14 protein-coding genes are annotated in these 17624 nt (G+C 59.4%); 8 read left to right on the forward strand and 6 right to left on the reverse strand.

The window, feature by feature from the left end:
* The first annotated feature begins 71 nt into the window (after window positions 1-71).
* The 5 genes from EV130_RS16300 to EV130_RS16320 all read left to right on the forward strand — a co-directional run bounded on the left by EV130_RS16300 (window position 72) and on the right by EV130_RS16320 (window position 7306).
* Window positions 72-1583, forward strand: a complete 1512-nt coding sequence (locus EV130_RS16300) for a sugar ABC transporter ATP-binding protein (RefSeq protein WP_074065652.1) — start codon at window positions 72-74, stop codon at window positions 1581-1583.
* A complete protein-coding gene (locus EV130_RS16305; protein WP_074064520.1) occupies window positions 1576-2577 on the forward strand; it encodes an ABC transporter permease in 1002 nt (333 codons plus the stop codon). Before EV130_RS16300 ends, EV130_RS16305 begins: the two co-directional genes overlap by 8 nt.
* Entirely contained in the window at window positions 2574-3569 is a 996-nt protein-coding gene (locus EV130_RS16310) for an ABC transporter permease (protein ID WP_074064519.1), read from the forward strand. Before EV130_RS16305 ends, EV130_RS16310 begins: the two co-directional genes overlap by 4 nt.
* 4 nt (window positions 3570-3573) lie before the next feature.
* The gene (locus EV130_RS16315; RefSeq protein ID WP_074064518.1) at window positions 3574-4422 is read left to right on the forward strand and encodes a sugar phosphate isomerase/epimerase family protein; all 849 of its coding nucleotides are present in this window, start codon (window positions 3574-3576) and stop codon (window positions 4420-4422) included.
* Between the two features lie 1096 nt (window positions 4423-5518).
* Entirely contained in the window at window positions 5519-7306 is a 1788-nt protein-coding gene (locus tag EV130_RS16320) for a PBP1A family penicillin-binding protein (protein ID WP_420493402.1), read from the forward strand.
* A gap of 419 nt (window positions 7307-7725) precedes the next feature.
* On the opposite strand, the gene EV130_RS16325 is transcribed toward EV130_RS16320, so the two are convergent.
* Genes EV130_RS16325 through EV130_RS16335 form a run of 3 tightly spaced genes read right to left on the reverse strand, consistent with a single transcriptional unit; the run spans window position 7726 to window position 10656 of the window.
* On the reverse strand, window positions 7726-8403 hold the full coding sequence (locus EV130_RS16325) for an ABC transporter ATP-binding protein (protein ID WP_074064516.1): 678 nt from the start codon (window positions 8401-8403) through the stop codon (window positions 7726-7728).
* A complete protein-coding gene (locus tag EV130_RS16330) occupies window positions 8400-9641 on the reverse strand; it encodes an ABC transporter permease (RefSeq protein WP_132660876.1) in 1242 nt (413 codons plus the stop codon). Before EV130_RS16330 ends, EV130_RS16325 begins: the two co-directional genes overlap by 4 nt.
* A 7-nt stretch (window positions 9642-9648) precedes the next feature.
* The gene (locus EV130_RS16335; protein ID WP_132660878.1) at window positions 9649-10656 is read right to left on the reverse strand and encodes an efflux RND transporter periplasmic adaptor subunit; all 1008 of its coding nucleotides are present in this window, start codon (window positions 10654-10656) and stop codon (window positions 9649-9651) included.
* A 138-nt stretch (window positions 10657-10794) separates the two neighbouring features.
* Here EV130_RS16335 and EV130_RS16340 point away from each other — a divergent pair, with 138 nt between their 5' ends.
* The gene (locus EV130_RS16340; protein WP_074064513.1) at window positions 10795-11496 is read left to right on the forward strand and encodes a TetR/AcrR family transcriptional regulator; all 702 of its coding nucleotides are present in this window, start codon (window positions 10795-10797) and stop codon (window positions 11494-11496) included.
* Between the two features lie 437 nt (window positions 11497-11933).
* Window positions 11934-13691, forward strand: coding sequence for an adenylate/guanylate cyclase domain-containing protein (locus EV130_RS16345; protein ID WP_132660880.1), 1758 nt, complete (start codon window positions 11934-11936; stop codon window positions 13689-13691).
* Window positions 13692-13807: 116 nt separating this feature from the next.
* Here EV130_RS16345 and EV130_RS16350 read toward each other — a convergent pair whose 3' ends face one another.
* Window positions 13808-14710, reverse strand: a complete 903-nt coding sequence (locus tag EV130_RS16350) for a DMT family transporter (RefSeq protein ID WP_132660882.1) — start codon at window positions 14708-14710, stop codon at window positions 13808-13810.
* Between the two features lie 149 nt (window positions 14711-14859).
* Here EV130_RS16350 and EV130_RS16355 point away from each other — a divergent pair, with 149 nt between their 5' ends.
* The gene (locus tag EV130_RS16355; protein WP_074064511.1) at window positions 14860-15717 is read left to right on the forward strand and encodes a helix-turn-helix domain-containing protein; all 858 of its coding nucleotides are present in this window, start codon (window positions 14860-14862) and stop codon (window positions 15715-15717) included.
* 148 nt (window positions 15718-15865) lie between these two features.
* Here the strand turns inward: EV130_RS16355 and EV130_RS16360 are convergent, their stop codons facing one another.
* On the reverse strand, window positions 15866-16387 hold the full coding sequence (locus EV130_RS16360; RefSeq protein WP_245520065.1) for an NUDIX hydrolase: 522 nt from the start codon (window positions 16385-16387) through the stop codon (window positions 15866-15868).
* Window positions 16388-16454: 67 nt separating this feature from the next.
* Complete coding sequence (locus EV130_RS16365) at window positions 16455-17462, reverse strand: LacI family DNA-binding transcriptional regulator (protein WP_074064509.1); 1008 nt, start codon at window positions 17460-17462, stop codon at window positions 16455-16457.
* Window positions 17463-17624: the final 162 nt, after the last annotated feature.

The raw sequence follows: 17624 nt of genomic DNA on the forward strand, positions 1-17624 counted from the left end.
GACCGCCGGGCTGGCTGCGGCCGGCTCGGTGGACTGTGAGCATGGCCGGCGACCACTACGGCAGGCGCGATATGGAATCTCCAGCTGGCGCAGACGTCCAACGATCTCTGTTGTCGATGAAGAACATCAACATGACCTTCGGCGGTGTGCGCGCGCTCCGCGACGTCTCCTTCGAGGTGCGACCGGGCGAGGTGCATTGCCTCGCCGGCGAAAACGGCTCCGGTAAAAGTACCCTCATCAAGGTCATCACCGGGGTCTATCGCCCGCAGGCCGGTGCTGCAATCGAATATGACGGCCAGAAATATACCCATATGTCGCCGGTCACGGCACAAGCCTCCGGCATTCAAGTGATCTGGCAGGATCTCGCACTCTTCCCGGAAATGTCGGTGGCAGAAAACATCGCTTTCCAGACCGTGCTCGGCCATCGCCCGCGCCGGGTCAACCACACGGCCATGCGCGAGACGGCCGAGCGCGTGCTGGCGCGCCTTGGCGTTATGCTCGACGTCGACCTGCCGCTGCGCGAATACGCTGTCGCCCAGCGGCAGATCGTGGCAATCGCACGAGCCTTGGTCGGCGAGGCAAAGGTCGTCTTCATGGACGAGCCGACTGCTTCACTGACGCAGTCAGAAACCGACCATCTGCTGGAGATCGTGCGTAATCTTTCCGCCTCGGGCGTCGCCGTCGTCTTCGTCAGCCACCGACTGGCCGAGGTGCTGGAAATATCTGACCGTATCACTGTGCTGCGCGACGGCAGGCTCGTCGGCGTCTATCCCGCCGAAGGCATGACGCAGTCGCGCATCACCGAACTCATGACGGGCAAGTTTTTCGACCACGCAGTGCGCGCCCAATCGCATGATGGGGCTGCGCCTGTCATTGCAGTTGAGGGCCTGACACGGCGCGGTGAGTTTACGAACATCTCGTTTTCCGTCCGCCGCGGCGAGACGCTCGGCATCACCGGCCTGCTGGGCGCCGGCCGCACGGAACTGGCACTGACGCTCTTCGGCATGCGCCGTCCAGATCGCGGCACCATCGAGATCGACGGCAAGCCGGTGCGCTTTTCGTCCAATCGGGACGCGATTGCTGCCGGCATTGCCTATCTCTCCGAAGATCGCCTGTCGCTTGGGCTTATCCAACAGCAGTCGATTGCCGACAACCTGGTGATCGCCTCGCTGGGTAAGATTTTGCTCCACGGGTTCATTTCGGAACGTAAGAAGCACGGGCTGGCGGCGCGCTGGATTGCCGATCTCGGAATAAGGATTGGGCTGCAGGATGATGCCATCTCGACTCTCTCCGGCGGCAATCAGCAGCGTATTGCCATTGCGAAATGGTTGGCGACTGACCCTAAGCTGCTGATCCTCGACGCACCTACGGTCGGCGTCGACGTCGGCGCGCGCGCCGGTATCTTCGACATCGTGGCGCAGCTTGCGCAAAGCGGTCTTTCCATCATCCTCATCTCCGACGAGGTGCCCGAGGTCTATTTCAACGCCGACCGGGTGCTGCACATGGCGCAGGGCGAGATTGCCGGCGAATATGATCCACGCGCGACCTCGCTTAGGGAACTGGAGGCCGCGGTCTATGCGTAGGCTCTTGCGCACCCATACGACGGAGATCTGCCTGCTCGTCGTCATCGTTCTGATCGGCGCTTTTCTTTCCTTTGCGACGCCGCGTTTCTTTACGCTCGGCAATGCTTTCGACCTTTTGAACATCAGTTCAGTCAACATCATCTTCGCAGTCGGTCTGCTCGTTGTACTGATCGCAGGTGGCATAGACATCTCGTTTGCGGTCGCCGCCTCGGTCGTGCAGTACGTGACCGCCCTCATCCTCGCCAAGGTCGGCGGCGGGGGCTGGGCAAGTGGCCTGCTGATCGCCGGCGGCATCGGCACCCTGCTCGGCGCGTTCAATGCTTTCCTGATCCACCGGTTCAAGATCATCTCGATCGTCGTTACGATCGCCACCTTCAATATCTACTTCGGACTTTTGATGTTCTTCACCCGCGGCGTATCGATCTACACGCTGCCCGACTGGTGGACGGAGCGGATCATCCTCTACGAAAGGGAGATGGCTGACGGCAGCTGGGCCGAGATCCGCCTTCCGGTTCTTGTCATGGCAATCTGCGTTGCGGCAACCTGGTTTTTGATCCGCCACACCACGACCGGGCGCCAGCTTTATGCCTTCGGCGACAATCCCGAGGGTGCGCGCCGCTTCGGAATCTCGATCGGCGTCATGCAGTTCATCGCCTTCGGCTGGTTGGGGCTCATGGCCGGCATTGGCGGATTGATCCAGGCACATTATGCCCAGGAAGTCGTGCCAAATGCGCTCTACGGCCGCGAACTGGACGTGCTTGCCGCCGTCGTGCTCGGCGGCGCCCGCCTCGGTGGCGGCAAGGGCTCGGTCCTTGGCTGCGTGCTCGGCGTGCTGCTGATCTCGATCACCCAGAACGGCCTCAACCTGATGGGCGTTTCCCCTTTCGCGTTCAAGATGATTATCGGCGCCATTATCCTCGTTGCGATTACACTCTCGAATTCCCGTATCGAAAGGCTGCTGCCTATCCTCAAGACCGAGCGGAGGCACAGATGACGACGCTGGTCCGGCGCACTCGCCACCTCCTGGGATCGGAAATCGCGGGATCGGTCGTCGCCTTCGTCGCGGTGGTCGTGGTCTTCGGCCTCGCTTCGCCGCAGTTCCTGTCGCGGGCCACTTTCGGTTCCGTTGCCTTCCAGCTTCCGGAGCTCGGACTTCTCACTCTTGCCATGCTGTTGCCGATCCTGACGGGAGGGCTCAACCTGGCGATCACATTTACCGCCAACATCGCAGGCCTCACCGTGGCTTGGACGCTGCAGGCCAACGGCGGCCTCGACGCGGGCCCGGGATCCTTCCTGCTCGGCGTGGCGCTTGCGCTTGCCGCAGGTGCGGCAAGCGGCCTCGTCATGGGTCTTGTCATTGCCTATACGAAGGCACATCCGATCCTTGTCTCGCTGTCGATGATGATCTTCCTGCGCGGGCTCGGCGAGTTCTTGACCCGCGGCGGCGACGTGTCGGGCTTTCCGGCCTTCCTGCGCCCGTTCGGCCATGGCTCCTTGATGGGGATTCCGGTGCCGCTCCTCATATTCATCCTGTGCGTCGCGCTCTGGCATGTGCTGCTTTCGCGCACCAGGCTTGGCTTCAACACCTACATGATCGGTTCCAACATCGAGGCTACGCGCTATTCCGGCGTCAACACCCGCAGGGTCATCGTCCTCGTCTATACGCTATCGGGCGCGATGTGCGCCGTCGCCGGCATCATCATGCTGGCGCGCTTCAACTCGGTGCGCGTCGGCCACGGTGAGTCCTACCTGCTTATCACCGTGCTCGCCTGCTTCCTCGGCGGGGTAAATCCCTTCGGCGGCTTCGGTCGGGTGATCCCGGTCTTCGCGGCGCTGGTCGTTCTCCAGCTCTTTTCGTCGGGGCTCAATCTTCTCGGCGCCAACCAGCATCTGGCGACGGCGGTGTGGGGTGTCCTGCTCGTCGGCGTCATGATCCTGCGCTGGCTTGCCGGCCACTTCAGAACCGTTCTGCGCAGAAAGGAATAAGACGATGCAAGGCTTCGGCGTACATACCAGCATGTGGACAATGAACTGGGACAGGGCAGGCGCCGAAAAGGCGATTGCAGCTGCGGTGTCCTATAAGATGGACTTCATCGAAATTGCGCTCCTCAACGCACCCGCAGTCGATGCGCCACACACCCGGGGGCTTCTCGAAAAGCACAACTTGCCAGCCGTCTGCTCGCTTGGACTGCCCGAGCACGCCTGGGCATCGGTGCGGCCGGAGGCGGCAATCGAGCACCTGAAGGTCGCGATTGACAAGACGGCCGACATGGGCGCATTGGCGCTATCCGGTGTCATCTTCGGCGGCATTGGCGAGCGTACTGGCGTGCCGCCGACGGAGAAGGAATATGACAACATCGCCCGGGCGCTGACGGCCGCAGCCAAGCACGCCAAGTCCCGCAGCATCGAGCTAGGCGTCGAGGCAGTGAACCGCTATGAAAACCATTTGATAAATACAGCAAGGCAGGCAGTTGAGATGATCGAGCGCGTCGGCGCCGACAATATCTTCGTGCATCTCGACACCTATCACATGAACATCGAGGAGAAGGGCGCTGCCACGGGCATCCTCGACGCACGCGCACATCTGAAATACATCCACCTGTCTGAAAGCGACCGTGGCACGCCCGGTTATGGAAACGTCCCTTGGGACGAGATATATACGGCGCTTGCGGCTATCGGATTCAAAGGTGGCCTTGCTATGGAGAGTTTCATCAACATGCCGGCGGAAGTCGCCTACGGTCTCGCAGTCTGGCGTCCTGTCGCCAGAAACGAGGCAGAAGTGATGGGCAACGGCCTGCCGTTTCTGCGCAACAAGGCGAAACAATATGGCCTGATCTGAGGCCGCAGGACGGGCGGTTGACATTCCGCAGACGGCAGAAAGCATGATGACCGGCCCGTTTCAATCCTAACGCCACCCGGAAGGACGCCACGCCGACGGCCGTGTTGGTCCGAGGCGATCTCGTCTCAAGGCTGGAGCTCCCGAACCCGGTCCGGTCGTGACCGCCATGGCGCCCTTCACGATCTGGCTGGACTGAGCGCAAGGAACTTTTAGGATGGGGGCGCTAGTCCCTGGCGAATGAGGCCGGACGCACTGACGGAGATGGCGTTCGAGGATCGCAGATGCAAACGATGCGTTATGGCCGAAGGCGCAGATCCAGACACCCGCACACCGCTCGCGCGCGGTTAATTTGGCACTGCGTTGCCATGAAAAGGCTGGCTTGGGATGTGAGAACAGTTCCGCAATCACTTTTCACGACTGAGCCTGTTTCGAAAAGATCTGAAAGCAGAGTCAATGTCGTCTTTCCTCCGTACCATTGCGCGCTAATTGCTTCAAAAGAACCAGCCGGCAACAAATGGAAAGCACCGCAGACAGCTCAAAACAGACTGGCAGCCCAAATCAGCCTGGTGATCGCATCGCCGGTTCTGCACCGCTGCCGAAGAGCGAGGGATTTACGGCTGAAGGCCCTGAAGTAGGAACCAGGGTTCACCAGGGACCACCCGGATCTTCAACATCGCTGGAACAATCCAAAGAGGCCGTGAACCCATCCTCGCCCTTTGGTCAAAGCGCACGAGCCGTTCGTGACCTGATTGTCGCCCTCCGTCATGATATGCGTGCGCTTCTGCAAAGAAGCCCGTTCTGGATGAGAAGGGACATCGCCACCATCAAGCAGAAAGGACAGACGTCCGGCACTCGAGTGCCCAATGAGAAGTTTCGGCGGATATACGCCGCCTTTGCATCGCTTTCATCCAAAGCGCGGTCCCGCTCGCCAGAACTTCTGGCCGGTTTGACCCGCATAAAGCAGGCCCGTCCACCGAAACTGCGGTCATGGAAAGGGCTTGTCGCGGTCGCTTCCTTGCTGGGCTTGCTGATCGGAACCGGCGTTTTGACTTGGGCGTTGAAGGATGTGCCATGGCAAGAGATTGCCGATGGTACCATGAAGCCGGTCATTGTATTGGAAACGGCGGATGGCGAACCTCTTGTTCGTCAAGGGCCCTATCAGGGACCCTATGCAGGATACAAACAATTCCCCCCTCACCTCGTGGATGCCGTGCTTTCAATCGAGGACCGCCGGTTCATGGATCACCACGGCATCGACTTGAAAGGCATCGCGCGCGCGCTGATACGGAACTTAGAGGCAGGCTCCGTCGTCCAGGGCGGAAGCACGATCACACAGCAGTTGATCAAGCTGCAATATCTCGAAAGCGACCGAACGCTGAAGCGAAAGATCCAGGAACTGGTAATTTCGTTCTGGCTGGAATGGAAGCTCGGCAAGCAGGAGATCCTGACGCGGTACCTGAATTCCGTCTATCTCGGTTCCGGCGCTACGGGAATGCCGGCAGCAGCACGGATCTATTTCAACAAGGATATCGGTGCACTCGATATCACGGAATCGGCGATGCTGGCAGGTCTGCTGAAGGCTCCCAGCCAGTTGAATCCGATCGACAATTTCGAAGGCGCACGCCAACGCACGGCAACCGTGCTCGACGCGATGGCCGCCAACGGCAAGCTTACGCCGCAAGAGGCCGATGCCGCCAAGAAAGATTTTGCCGAAGTGCATCCGACGACACTGACCCCGCGCTCCGGCAGCTGGTTCGCCGATTGGGTCTCGCCACAGGCGAGCGAAATCGCCGGCGCTTCTCCCGGCTCGACGACTGTGCGTACGACGCTGGTACCGCGCCTGCAGGAAATTGCCGAACGGGTGGTGAGACAGGCTCTCGATGAAGAAGGAAAGGCTCTCGGCGCATCGCAGGCGGCGCTGGTCGCCATGACACCCGATGGCGCGGTTGTCGCAATGGTCGGCGGACACGACTACAAGACCAGCCAGTTCAATCGTGCCGTCACGGCGATGCGTCAGCCAGGCTCCACATTCAAGTTGTTCGTTTACTATGCTGCATTGAAAAAGGGGCTTTCTCTGTCGGATCAGGTCCTCGACGGCCCTATCGAGATAAACGGATGGTCGCCCCAAAACCCCGGGGGTGGTTACCGCGGATGGGTTACGCTGGCGGAGGCCTTTGCTCGCTCGTTAAATGCCGCCACCGCAGCCCTTGCTCAGGAGGTGGGACTGGACAGTGTGGCGGCGGCAGCCAAGGAGCTCGGCATAAACACGGCCCTGACGACTGCGCCAGCCTTGTCGCTTGGTGCGTCGGAGGTGAGTTTGCTCGATCTGACCGGCGCCTACGCATCGGTTCGCCTTGGAAGGGCGCCCGTCGAACCGTGGGGTGTCATCGATTTCCAGGCATCTGGCCAGCCCAGGGGCTTCCGCGTGGGTGCGCAAGTGCCGGTCTCCATCGACCTCTCTCGATATCAGCCGGACCTTCTTGCGTTACTGCAGTTGGTCGTTGAGCGTGGGACCGGCCGCGACGCCGATCCCGGCATTTTTGCGGCCGGCAAGACAGGTACCAGTCAGGACAACCGCGACGCCTGGTTCGTCGGCTTCACGGACACCCTGGTCGCCGGAGTCTGGGTCGGAAACGACGATGATGCGCCGATGAAGGGTGTCACCGGAGGCGAACTTCCGGCTCGCATCTGGCGGGAGTTCATGCAGGCGGCGATGGCTGAGCCTGCACCGCAAATCGATCCTGACACAGGAGCGATGACGAGCGAGGAGAACGTCGCGCCATCCTGCAATATCACGGCCTGCTCGCGCAGTTATCGGTCGTTCCGCGCTTCTGACTGTACCTACCAACCCTACTATGGTGCTCGGCGGCTTTGCGAGAAATAGCCAAATCGTTTGTTGCTCGCCGCAACGTGGGTGGAAACCGCAAAGGCCGAGCCAATGCAGAAACGACGGATCTGAGAACAAAATTTCCCGCCTTGGAGGCTTCCACATTGACGCCGAACACTCCTTCAAGGCAATCACGGACACTGGCAGACGATCGCCGGAAGCTTCATCTCGGCGGTCTGAGTCCTTGGTCGATCGGCATGCTTCCTTCGACAGGCGTCAGCGCGCATGAAGAGGCCATCCCAAGCAATGATCGGACGCCATCGCGATTGATCACGGTATATCACCTGTTCTTGCTTGTGACGCTGGTATCGGGGCTTGGCCGCTTCGAACAGGCCGTGACGAAACAATGGCTGGGCTTCATCGCGAAAGCCATCACGTGGCTGCTGGCTGGGCAAATTCCTCCGCTCGCACCGATTTTAAGGATCGGCGATCTTGCCATCCATGAGATGAATGCGTCGCCCCATACGGGCCGCCATGTCGAGATCATGGGTGACGGCGATGACCGTCTTGCCGCGTTCGCGCACGAGCCCTTCAAGGATCGAAAAGACCTGCTCGGAATTTTGGCTGTCGAGGCTTCCCGTCGGCTCGTCTGCAAGCAGGATGGGTGGATCATTGGCAAGCGAGCGTGCCACGGCGACCCTCTGGCGTTGACCGCCGGAAAGCTGATCTGGCCTCTTGTCGATATGACCAGCAAGACCAAGCGACGCCAAGAGTTCCTCTGCCCGCGCCTGCATGGCCGACCGGCTCAAACGGCCAAGCTTGCGCATCGGGATCTCGACGTTCTGTCGCGCCGTGAATTCCGGCAGGAGAAAATGGAACTGGAAGACGAAGCCCAGCATCGAGAGGCGGGTTTCGGCGCGTTGCCTTTGGTCCATGGGGTCGGTATCTCTGCCGCCAATCAAAAGCCTGCCGCTCGTCGGCTCGTCGAGCAGCCCCAACAGATAGAGCAGCGAAGATTTGCCGGAACCGGAAGGTCCGGTGATTGCAACGAATTCCCGCTCACCGATCGTCAAAGACACATTCTCGACCAGCGTTACCGGGACAGTTTCCGTCAGGATGCGTGTGAGGTTCTTTGCTTCAATCAAGGCGCTCATGTCGCACCCCTGATGATATCCACGGGATTGAGGCGTGCAGCCCGCCTGGCCGGGAGATAACCGGCAAAAGCCGCCGCGCTCAGCGCGAAACCTGAGGCAATCACGTAGTGCAGAATGCTCCAGGCAATCGGCAGACGTGTCATTTCCTGCCCTGTCGCGGCAAGCTCGAAGCGCACCAGAGACAAGGCATAGACGAGCGAAAAGCCAAGCAGCCAACCAAGCGCTGATCCGCCGGCCCCGATCGCAATTCCTTCGAGCAGAAACAGACGCCGCATGTCAGCCTCGGCAAACCCGAGCGACTTCATGATGGCGATATCGCGCGCCTTTTCGTGCGTAATCGTCGAGATAATATTGTAAATGCCAAAACCAGCGACCAGCATGATTGCTGCGACAACGGTGTACATGATGACATTGCGGATCACGAGCGCTTCGAGGAGCGATTCATTGGCCTCCTGCCAAGCCTCGGCCCTGTAGCCGAGTTCGGTCTCGATCCGGCGCGCCACCGCTGGTGCGTCATCGGGATTGGCAAGCTTGATGCGGATTTCATTGATGGCGTTGGTACGCGCGCTCAGGATCTGCGCGTTCTTCAGCAGTACATAAGCTTCGCCCTCATCCCGAGCGGTCGTGCCGGTATGAAAGAGGCCGACGATCTTGAAATTGCGCGAGAGCCCCTCCGACGAAACCGCCGCCACGGTATCGTTCAATCCGGCGCCGAGGCGCTCTGCCATCGTGTCACCGATGACGATACTGTTCCCGCCCGCCGCAAGGGCTCCGAAACTTCCCTCCACGAAGTCGCCGATGATCGGCGAGACGCCGCGCTCGGCCGCCGGTTCGATGCCGATCACCGATGCTCCGACCTCGCGGCTGGAGTAACGGATGACAGCGTGCAGCTTCAGGTCTGGAGCCAGCCGGCCGGGTATCCATGCCTCGAGCCAGGAACGCGCGGCTGTCGGATTGATGATGCCGCGGCGGTCCTCCCGCGGCCTCAGTCCGAAGATCTCCGTCGCATGGAAGACGGTTTCGGCAGGCTGCCGTCGCGCCGTTCGCTGCTCGTCGGTGATGTCAACATGGGGCATGGTGTTGATCAACTGTTCCACAAAATCGTCCTGGCCGCCCTGCATGAGCGCCGCCATGGCGATGGAAAAGCCGACACCGACGGCAACGCCGAACACGGCAACAAGCGTCTGCCGGCCGCGGCCGGCAATATGGGTGACGGCGATCTCGAAAATCAGCCGCATCGCAACCTCACTTTGCAGTACCGGTTATCGTGACCCGGGCCCCATCCATCAGATCTTGCGGAAACGGTGAAATCACACGCGTCGTTTCATCCAGACCGGATATGATCTCGATGCCATTCGGTCCGCGGATTCCTGATTTGATCTCGCGTAGCCGGGCAAAGTTTCCTTCGACAGTGAAGACCTTCTCGGCCTGCATCGCGATGGTGGGGACCAGAAGTGCGTTTTCCGAGACGCGCACGATGATGTTCACATCAGTCGACATACCGATCATCAGGGGCGTGTCGTTGGGAAGACGCAGCTTTACGCGATAGGTCTTCGTCACCGGATCGCCCTTCGGCGTTATGCTGCTGACGGTTGCTTCGAGGGTCTGATCCTTGAAAGCATCGGATTTGAGCAGGGCCTTGTGCCCCAGCCGGACCCGCGGAATATCCTCCTCGTTGACGTCCGCGACCACGAGCAGCGGTTTCTGTTCCCCGACCCAGAAGAGCGCCGTTCCTAGATCGGCAACTTCGCCCACCTCGCCGTCCTGGCGAAGCACGACACCATCGATCGGAGCGCGGATGATATAACTGTCAAGGCGTGCCCTCTGACCGGCCGCCAGCGCCTTGAGCTGCTCCACCTCACTGCTCGCCCGGTCGACTGACTGCTGGGCTGCTGTGTTTTTTTCCAGCATCAAATTGTAGCGCCGAAATTCCTGCTCCGCCAGCGCAAGCCGCGCCTCGAGTTCGGCAAGGGCCGCTCTCGCCTCGCTATCATCGAGGCGAGCAAGTATATCGCCCTTTTCTACGGCTGCACCTTCGCAATTGCATTGCTCGACGACCCGTTCGCGCACCAGCGGCGTGACTTTCGCCCAGGTCAGCGGTTCGACAACGCCACTGGCATAGACGATTTCGGCAGCACGACCGCGCAAGGGGACGACAACCGATACTGGGATGGGGTGCCAGACATACCAAGCGGCCAAACCGCCTGCCACGGACAGAGCGACGACAACGGAAAGCAAGCGGAACGGTCTCACGCCATCTGCCTCGAACTGCTGCTGTTGTCGACCCTATAGCATTAGACCGACCGTCGGTCTATAAAAGCAGCTGAAGAATTCGGCCACAGCATCGAATTCCGCTAGTCAGGAGACCCCCCGAAAGAAGTGAGAGCGTCGATGCGTGTCAAAAAACACCCAGACATCCGCTCGGGCGAACTGTTGGATTGCGCCCAGAGGCTCTTCTTCGCCCACGGCTACGACAATACCACGATTAACGACATCATTCGCGAAGCAGGCGTGTCGAAGGGCGCCTTCTACCACTATTTCTCCTCCAAGGAGGCGCTGCTTGAAGCTATCGCTGCTCGCCTTGCCCGCGGAAGCCTTGAAGAGATTCGACCGCTCCTGAACGATCCTACGCTCAATGCCGTGGAAAAACTGAACAGCTTGTTCGCCGGGTCGCGGCGCCTGAAGGTCGAGCTTGCCCCGCAACTGCGAACAATGTTCGATGTCATCTTCCGCCCGGAAAACATCGTGCTGTTCCACCGCGTCGATCAGGCTGTGACCCGCATCGTAGTCCCGCTTTTGGCCGATGTTCTCCGAGAGGGAACAGAGGAGGGTCTCTTCGATGCGCCCGATCCCGAAGCGTTCGCAGAGATGCTCCTGCTCTTTCGGCTTTCCCTCAGCAGCATGATGCACGAGGCCCTGCGAAAGAGCCGCGAGGGCAACATCGAACAGGCCGTCAAGATGCTCGACGATCGCCTCAAGCTCTATGGTACTGCCATCGATCGCGTCCTGAAGTTGCCCGATGGAACGATCGAAGTAGCCGAAACTGGCTTCGTCCGGGCTTTGCTTGATGATCACAAGAAAGGCTCCGAATAGCTTTCCCAGCCAGCTAGCTAGTCGGCTGGACCTGGACGGTTCGCACGAGGGAGGAAAGGCGGTTCTGGCCGAGATTGATCCTCCTGCTTCAAAAAATGATGCGACCGTCGGCGGTACCTGAAAGGCTCTCAGCGAGCCTCAAGTGAAAGACAATGTCGCGCCGACGCAGCGGTAACAGATCCTGGCGATTGGTACCCTTTTCACTTTCCACCGATATCTGCTAGCCACCGCCAAGAACGCGCGAGCGGCATTGCCGATTTCCATCCCACCTTCATCTTTATCAGCATCAGCATGCGCCTTTTAGTCGCCGCTAATTTAGATAGTCGATTTCCCAGCAGTGCGGTAAAATTGAAATATCGGGCGCCCTAAGCGGGAGGTGATCACACTCCAGGTTGGCGCTTCTCGCGAAAGTGCGTCACTCTTGTTTGGCAAATGACATGGAACAGAGACTAGCCGCGATCATGGCAGCCGACATGGCAGGCTACAGCCGGCTGATGGAGATCGATGAAGCAGGTACGCTCGCCCGCCTGAAAACCCACCGAATCGAATTGATCGACCCCGCGATTGCGAAGAACAAGGGTCGTATCATCAAGACGACAGGGGACGGCATGCTTGTCGAATTCCTAAGTGTTTCTGATGCAGTGAAGTGCGCCGTGGAGATCCAGCAGCGCATGAAGCGACGCAATTCGGATGTGCCGCAAGATCGGCGGATTGAATTCAGGATCGGGATCAACCTCGGCGACATCATCTTTGACGATCAGGATATTTTCGGCGACGGTGTCAATATTGCTTCTCGCATCGAGCAGTTGGCCGACGTCGGCGGCGTCTGCATCACCGCGGCGGTGGCGACACAGATTGTCGACCGGCTTGAAGTCGCCATTGAGGATTTGGGAGAAAAGACGCTCAAGAATATTAGCCGTCCGGTACATCTCTTTCGTGTCGGGCTCGAAGCCCTGCCAGGTCAGCTGGATGACCTGGATGCGAAACGATCGGTCGGGAAGCCTTCGATCGTTGTGCTGCCGTTCATCAATATGAGCGGCGATCCCGATCAGGAATTTTTCGCCGACGGGCTTACAGAGGACATCATTACCGAACTATCGCGCCGTCACGAGCTGTTCGTCATCTCGCGAAATTCGAGCTTTGTCTATAAGAACCAGGCCGTGAACGCACGGGAAGTCGCCGAAAAGCTAGGAACGCAGTACTTGGTGGAGGGAAGCGTCCGCAAGATTGGCGACAGGGTGCGTGTGACCGTCCAGCTCATCGATGCAGTCAACGATGCTCATATTTGGGCAGACAAATACGACAGGAAGCTTGACGACATATTCGCGATACAGGACGAGGTCACCGGAGCGATAGTGGCCACGTTACCCGGTCGCGTCGAAGCCGCCCAGCGTGACCGGCTCGAGCGAACAAAACCGGCGAATATGGCCGCATACGAATGCGCGCTCGCCGCCAAGGTACTGCATCACAGAAGCACGGCGCTGGACAACCAACAGGCGCAACTGCTCATAGACCGTTCAGTCATGCTGGACGCCGGTTATGCCCACGCCCATGCGTGGCGTGCATGCATTCTGGGCCAAGCTTGGGTCAACGGCTGGTGCGAAGACAAGGATGCTGTGTGGAATGAGATCGTTGCCGCGCTAGATCGCGCGCTGGCGCTGGATGACAACGACGCTGACGTCCACAGAATTTTAGCTGCGGTGAATGTAAACAACAATAATCTGACCACAGCCCGGTATCACCAGGAGCGCGCACTTTCCCTCAATCCTAACTACGACCTAGTCGTGGTTCAGCAAGGAGAGTTGTTGACGTGGCTGGGACGACCCGAAGAGGGGCTAGAATGGATCCGTCGGGCGATGCGGCTCAACCCCCATCACCCCGAGCGATTCTGGAGCCATCTTGGAAAGTCGCATTTTGCCGCGCATCAGTATGTCGAGGCGATCGAAGCCTTCATGCATCTGTCGGTCATGGACTACGTCCAGCACGCCTTTGTCGCGGCATGCTATGGCTGGCTTGGTGACGAAATCGCCGCGGCAGGTCATCTGGAAAAAGTCAGGGCGCTTGCTCCACATTTCGACGTAGACGATTTTCTTGCAACGATGCACTACGCTCAAGAATCTGATGCACAGCACCTTCGCGACGGCCTTGCCAAAGCGGAAGAAAGCCGCCGCACCTCACCATCAAAGGCAATTTGAATTGGCGTTTTTTCAGCTGCGCGACTGACTGCCGCTTGGTCTGGCCTGGTGGACATGGATAAAGCAGATCCGGGCGACGACAATGAAAACGTTCCTCTTAAAAAAATCCCCATGGCTCAGGTCCGTCTCGCTTGGGCGGTCCGGTGCGCCCTGATGGGCTTTCCGAACAGGATCAGGTTACCTGCGAGCGCTAAAGCAAGACCGAGCACAGCCTCGGGCGTCCAGGCGTAGCCTTCAAAAAGTGTCGAGACCGTCAAGGCGACAAGCGGAAACAGCACTGTCGCATAGGACGCACGTGCCGGGCCCCATTGGCCAACGAGAGCCAGATAGGCGAGGAACCCGATGACACTGCCCGGAATTGCAAGATAGAGCAGTGCACCCGTGTAGGCCAGCGATGGATCGAAGGAAAGAGGCAGTCCACGCGCCAGCACGAGGACGCCCAGCGCCGCCACACCGCAGACCATCGCATAGGCCGTCGTGGACGACAGATCGAGCCCGATCCTTTGGTGTCGAGCCGAAAGGAAATTGCCGAGCGAAAAGCAATAGGTGCCGACAAGCGCCAGCAAAAGGCCAAGTCCGCCATCAGGCGTGGTGTCAAGCGCGCGCAGCTCATCTGCAAAAAGAAGCACCAGGCCTGCGAGTCCAACCGCGCCTGCCAGTATCACACGGGCGCTCGGGCGATTTCCTTGAAGGAGCCAGCCATTCGCCGCGTTAAACAGGGTTGCCATTGCAAAAACGACCGAGACGATGCCGCTCGGCAACATACCGGCGGCATAATAGAAGCAAAGAAAATTGCAGCAAAACAGGCAAAGGCCCTGAGCGCCGACCGTCAGCCAATGCTTCAATGGCGGCGGCAGCAGGCGCCGGCGCAGCGCCAGTAATCCAAGCAGCAGAATGGCTGCGAGCGCGAAACGGTAGAGGATCGATACCTCCGCGGGCACGATGCCGACCTGCAGCTTGATCGCATACCACGTGGTGCCCCAGATAAGGACGGTAAGAAGGAAGAGAAGCGGCGCCATTGGCTGTCTTTCTTGTTGAAGGCATTGAACGGCGTCTTCTATGGCGGTGCACCAAGCGCAGCTATCATAGACTTGCGCGACTATCGAATTCTTGCGGTCTTCGGCAGCACCCAGTTGCAGGAGATGCCGCCGCGGGCTTATGACAAAGCATGCGAACGGCATCGATTTCATCCGCTTTGGAAAATGTGGGCGCCAAGCTGCTGAGGCAGGTTGATCTCGGCGGCGGCCTGTCGATTGCGCAATGGCGAAACTTCGCCAACAGCCGCCTTTGCTATCGCGATCCCGGCCACCACACCGTTAGCCTTTATCTCGATGGTACCGTGCGCCGCATGGACAGCGGTCAGACCAAGATAGGCTCGTCGGGAGCGCTCTGTCTGTTGCCGGCAGGTGGTGACAGCGCCTGGCACGTACTCCGCGACGTCTATTTCTGTCATATCTACATCTCTCAGAGCCGGTTCCAGCGGCTGGCCGGCGAGGTCTTCGATCGCGATAGTCGGACTTTGACGCTTCCCGACCTGAGTTTCTTATCCGACGGCTTCGTTGCGGAGATCATCAACAGGGCGATCCTGCCGAACGACTGGTCGGAAAGGGCCAATCGCCTTTTACTTGCCCAGGCGGCCGATCTCATCTTGCTCGAAGTGCTGCGCAAGAACGGTCCGGTCCGCTCCAGCGGCCTTGTCCTCCAGGGCGGGCTTTCACCCCACGTTTTGAAACGCGTTACACAGTTGATCGATGCCGATCTCGCCGGCGACCTCAGCCTCGACCGGCTCGCCGCGGAGGCGGGCCTCAGCTCCTATCATTTCGCCCGCATGTTCAAACGGACCACGGGCCAGTCACCACACCGGTTCGTGCATGAGCGGCGGCTTGCGGTGGCTTACGAAATCGTCCGCGCCGGCAAGGTCAGTATCACCGAAATCGCCGCCGCCTGCGGATTTTCGACACCGGCGCATTTCGCCGCGAGCTTCAAGGCGAAGTTCGGGACAAGCCCGTCCGCCATTCGCGTCTGACGGCACGAAAATGCTCCCGTCGACATGTCGATGACCTTGCAAAGCCGAAGTACTTCGGGCTTCGCCGGCGCTGGGGGACTGAGATAGTCGGGTGTACGGCAGTCTTGACAAAAAGCCGTGCGGGCTCGCGTTGCAGCCACTGCGTCAATCATTTCCGCCGACTGTCTTCCTTGTGCGCCAGCATCAGCAAAAGTCCCTTCAGCTCCGGCTCCTGCACCCGCCGTGCGGCCTCGTAGCAGGAGACCCACTCCCGCCTTCGTTGACCGTTCTCACGAAAATCCGTCTCCGTCCCGTCGACCTTCAACAAGTGAACCTGAACGACGCAGGGCACCTGCCTGCCGGTATCGAGCTTCTTCAGATAGGTGAAATAGCCGAATGGTTTCTTCTTCACCTTGCCGCGAATGCCAGCCTCTTCGAGCGCTTCCTGCGCGGCGACTTGGTAGTCCTTCTTCCCTTCGATCGGCCAGCCCTTCGGTATGATCCATCGGCCACTTTCGCGCGATGTCACGACCAGAACCTGAACGCCGTCGGAGGCTGGCCGGTAGCAAAGCGCCGCGCATTGCTCATAACAGGGCTGGGATAGCGCATCGTAATGCTCTGCCAGCTTTCCAAACGTGCGGCTCTTCTTGCCGGCCATTTTCTGTTGCGGGGTAATGACGCTGGTCCTCATGCCTATTCGGTGGCACTGCTCAGTTAAATCGCCGTGGTAGGCATTCTGTTCCTCATGCGAATTTCTTTTAGCCTCCTCTGACCGAGCCGCGCCAAACCAATTCGGCATGCAGCATCAGGGATTGGCTCTCAGCCCGGCTTTCGTCATTTTTTCCAAGCCAGGCGACAGCTTGCCCGGCAATGGCCTGGACGGGCTGCGCGAATGTCGTCAACTGGTAGGAAGACCAAGACGCCTGGTCGATATCATCAAACCCGACAACGCAAAGCTGATCTGGAATAGCCATGGAAAACTGGTGGCGAGCGGCGTCCATGAAACCACAGGCAAGAAGATCGGTGGCGCAGAATACGGCGTCGGGGCGGTCCTTTCTGGTCAACATTCGCTGTGCCAGGACTTTGCCAGCCTCGTATCCGGTCCAGCCGTAACGCTCAACCATGATGTCCAGGCCAAGGGCTTTGGCAGCGGCAGCGAAACCATATTCCCGCGCCATGAGGCTGGGCGTGCCTGCTTCGGAGTTTGCAAACGCCAGCTTGCGGCAGCCAGCGCGAAGAAAGGCTGTTACCACTCGTCCCGCGGCTTCGCGATCATCGAGGTTGATGCGAAGCGGACCAGGCTGATCATCGTCGCGATTGATCAGGACGAGCCTTTGTCCGTTTCTCAGGCAAAGCTGCGTGATCGACTTATCCGGCAAGCCGGACAGAATGATTGAAGCATCGGCACGGTAGCGAATGGCTTGGCTCAAAGCCCGATCCACACTGCCGTCCGAGCGGTCCGTGTTCACCAGCATCGCAACTTTGCCGACGCTCTGCAGCTGCTGCGTCAATTCCCGCAGCAGGGCCGAGCGATAAGGTGTGGCGACCTCTGAAACGATGAGACAGACGATACCGCTTTCATTGCGCATCAATCCGCGCGCCAGATGGTTGACGTGATAGCCGAGCTCGTCGGCGGCTTCCATTACCTTTCGCCTCGTCTCAGCCGACACGCTCGCGCCGGGCGTGAAAGCCCGCGAAACAGCAGAGCGCGACACCCCTGCTCTTTTGGCTACTTCGTCGGCGCTGACAAAAATCTTGGACGACACAGCTCCTCCCATCCACTCATCGGATTTTGCTATGCTTTGCAATGGCGTGCAAGCTCTCCTGCGGCGGATTATCACGACAGAACCTGTGAAGAATACAATTGACAGCCTTTGATGTCTCATGCACCATTTGCACACGCTTGCAAAAAGCGAACGGCGTGGAGG

Origin of the sequence: Rhizobium azibense (assembly GCF_004342325.1) — a bacterium.
Classification (GTDB): Bacteria; Pseudomonadota; Alphaproteobacteria; order Rhizobiales; family Rhizobiaceae; genus Rhizobium; species Rhizobium etli_B.

What these genes read in the sequence shown, in the direction of transcription:
- EV130_RS16340 (WP_074064513.1), top strand. Translation starts at nt 10,795, where the DNA reads ATGCGTGTCAAAAAACACCCAGACATCCGCTCGGGCGAACTGTTGGAT.
- EV130_RS16300 (WP_074065652.1), top strand. Translation starts at nt 72, where the DNA reads ATGGAATCTCCAGCTGGCGCAGACGTCCAACGATCTCTGTTGTCGATG.
- EV130_RS16310 (WP_074064519.1), top strand. Translation starts at nt 2,574, where the DNA reads ATGACGACGCTGGTCCGGCGCACTCGCCACCTCCTGGGATCGGAAATC.
- EV130_RS16330 (WP_132660876.1), bottom strand. Translation starts at nt 9,641, where the DNA reads ATGCGGCTGATTTTCGAGATCGCCGTCACCCATATTGCCGGCCGCGGC.
- EV130_RS16325 (WP_074064516.1), bottom strand. Translation starts at nt 8,403, where the DNA reads ATGAGCGCCTTGATTGAAGCAAAGAACCTCACACGCATCCTGACGGAA.
- EV130_RS16345 (WP_132660880.1), top strand. Translation starts at nt 11,934, where the DNA reads ATGGAACAGAGACTAGCCGCGATCATGGCAGCCGACATGGCAGGCTAC.
- EV130_RS16320 (WP_420493402.1), top strand. Translation starts at nt 5,519, where the DNA reads ATGAAGCCGGTCATTGTATTGGAAACGGCGGATGGCGAACCTCTTGTT.
- EV130_RS16360 (WP_245520065.1), bottom strand. Translation starts at nt 16,387, where the DNA reads ATGAGGACCAGCGTCATTACCCCGCAACAGAAAATGGCCGGCAAGAAG.
- EV130_RS16305 (WP_074064520.1), top strand. Translation starts at nt 1,576, where the DNA reads ATGCGTAGGCTCTTGCGCACCCATACGACGGAGATCTGCCTGCTCGTC.
- EV130_RS16315 (WP_074064518.1), top strand. Translation starts at nt 3,574, where the DNA reads ATGCAAGGCTTCGGCGTACATACCAGCATGTGGACAATGAACTGGGAC.
- EV130_RS16350 (WP_132660882.1), bottom strand. Translation starts at nt 14,710, where the DNA reads ATGGCGCCGCTTCTCTTCCTTCTTACCGTCCTTATCTGGGGCACCACG.
- EV130_RS16355 (WP_074064511.1), top strand. Translation starts at nt 14,860, where the DNA reads ATGCGAACGGCATCGATTTCATCCGCTTTGGAAAATGTGGGCGCCAAG.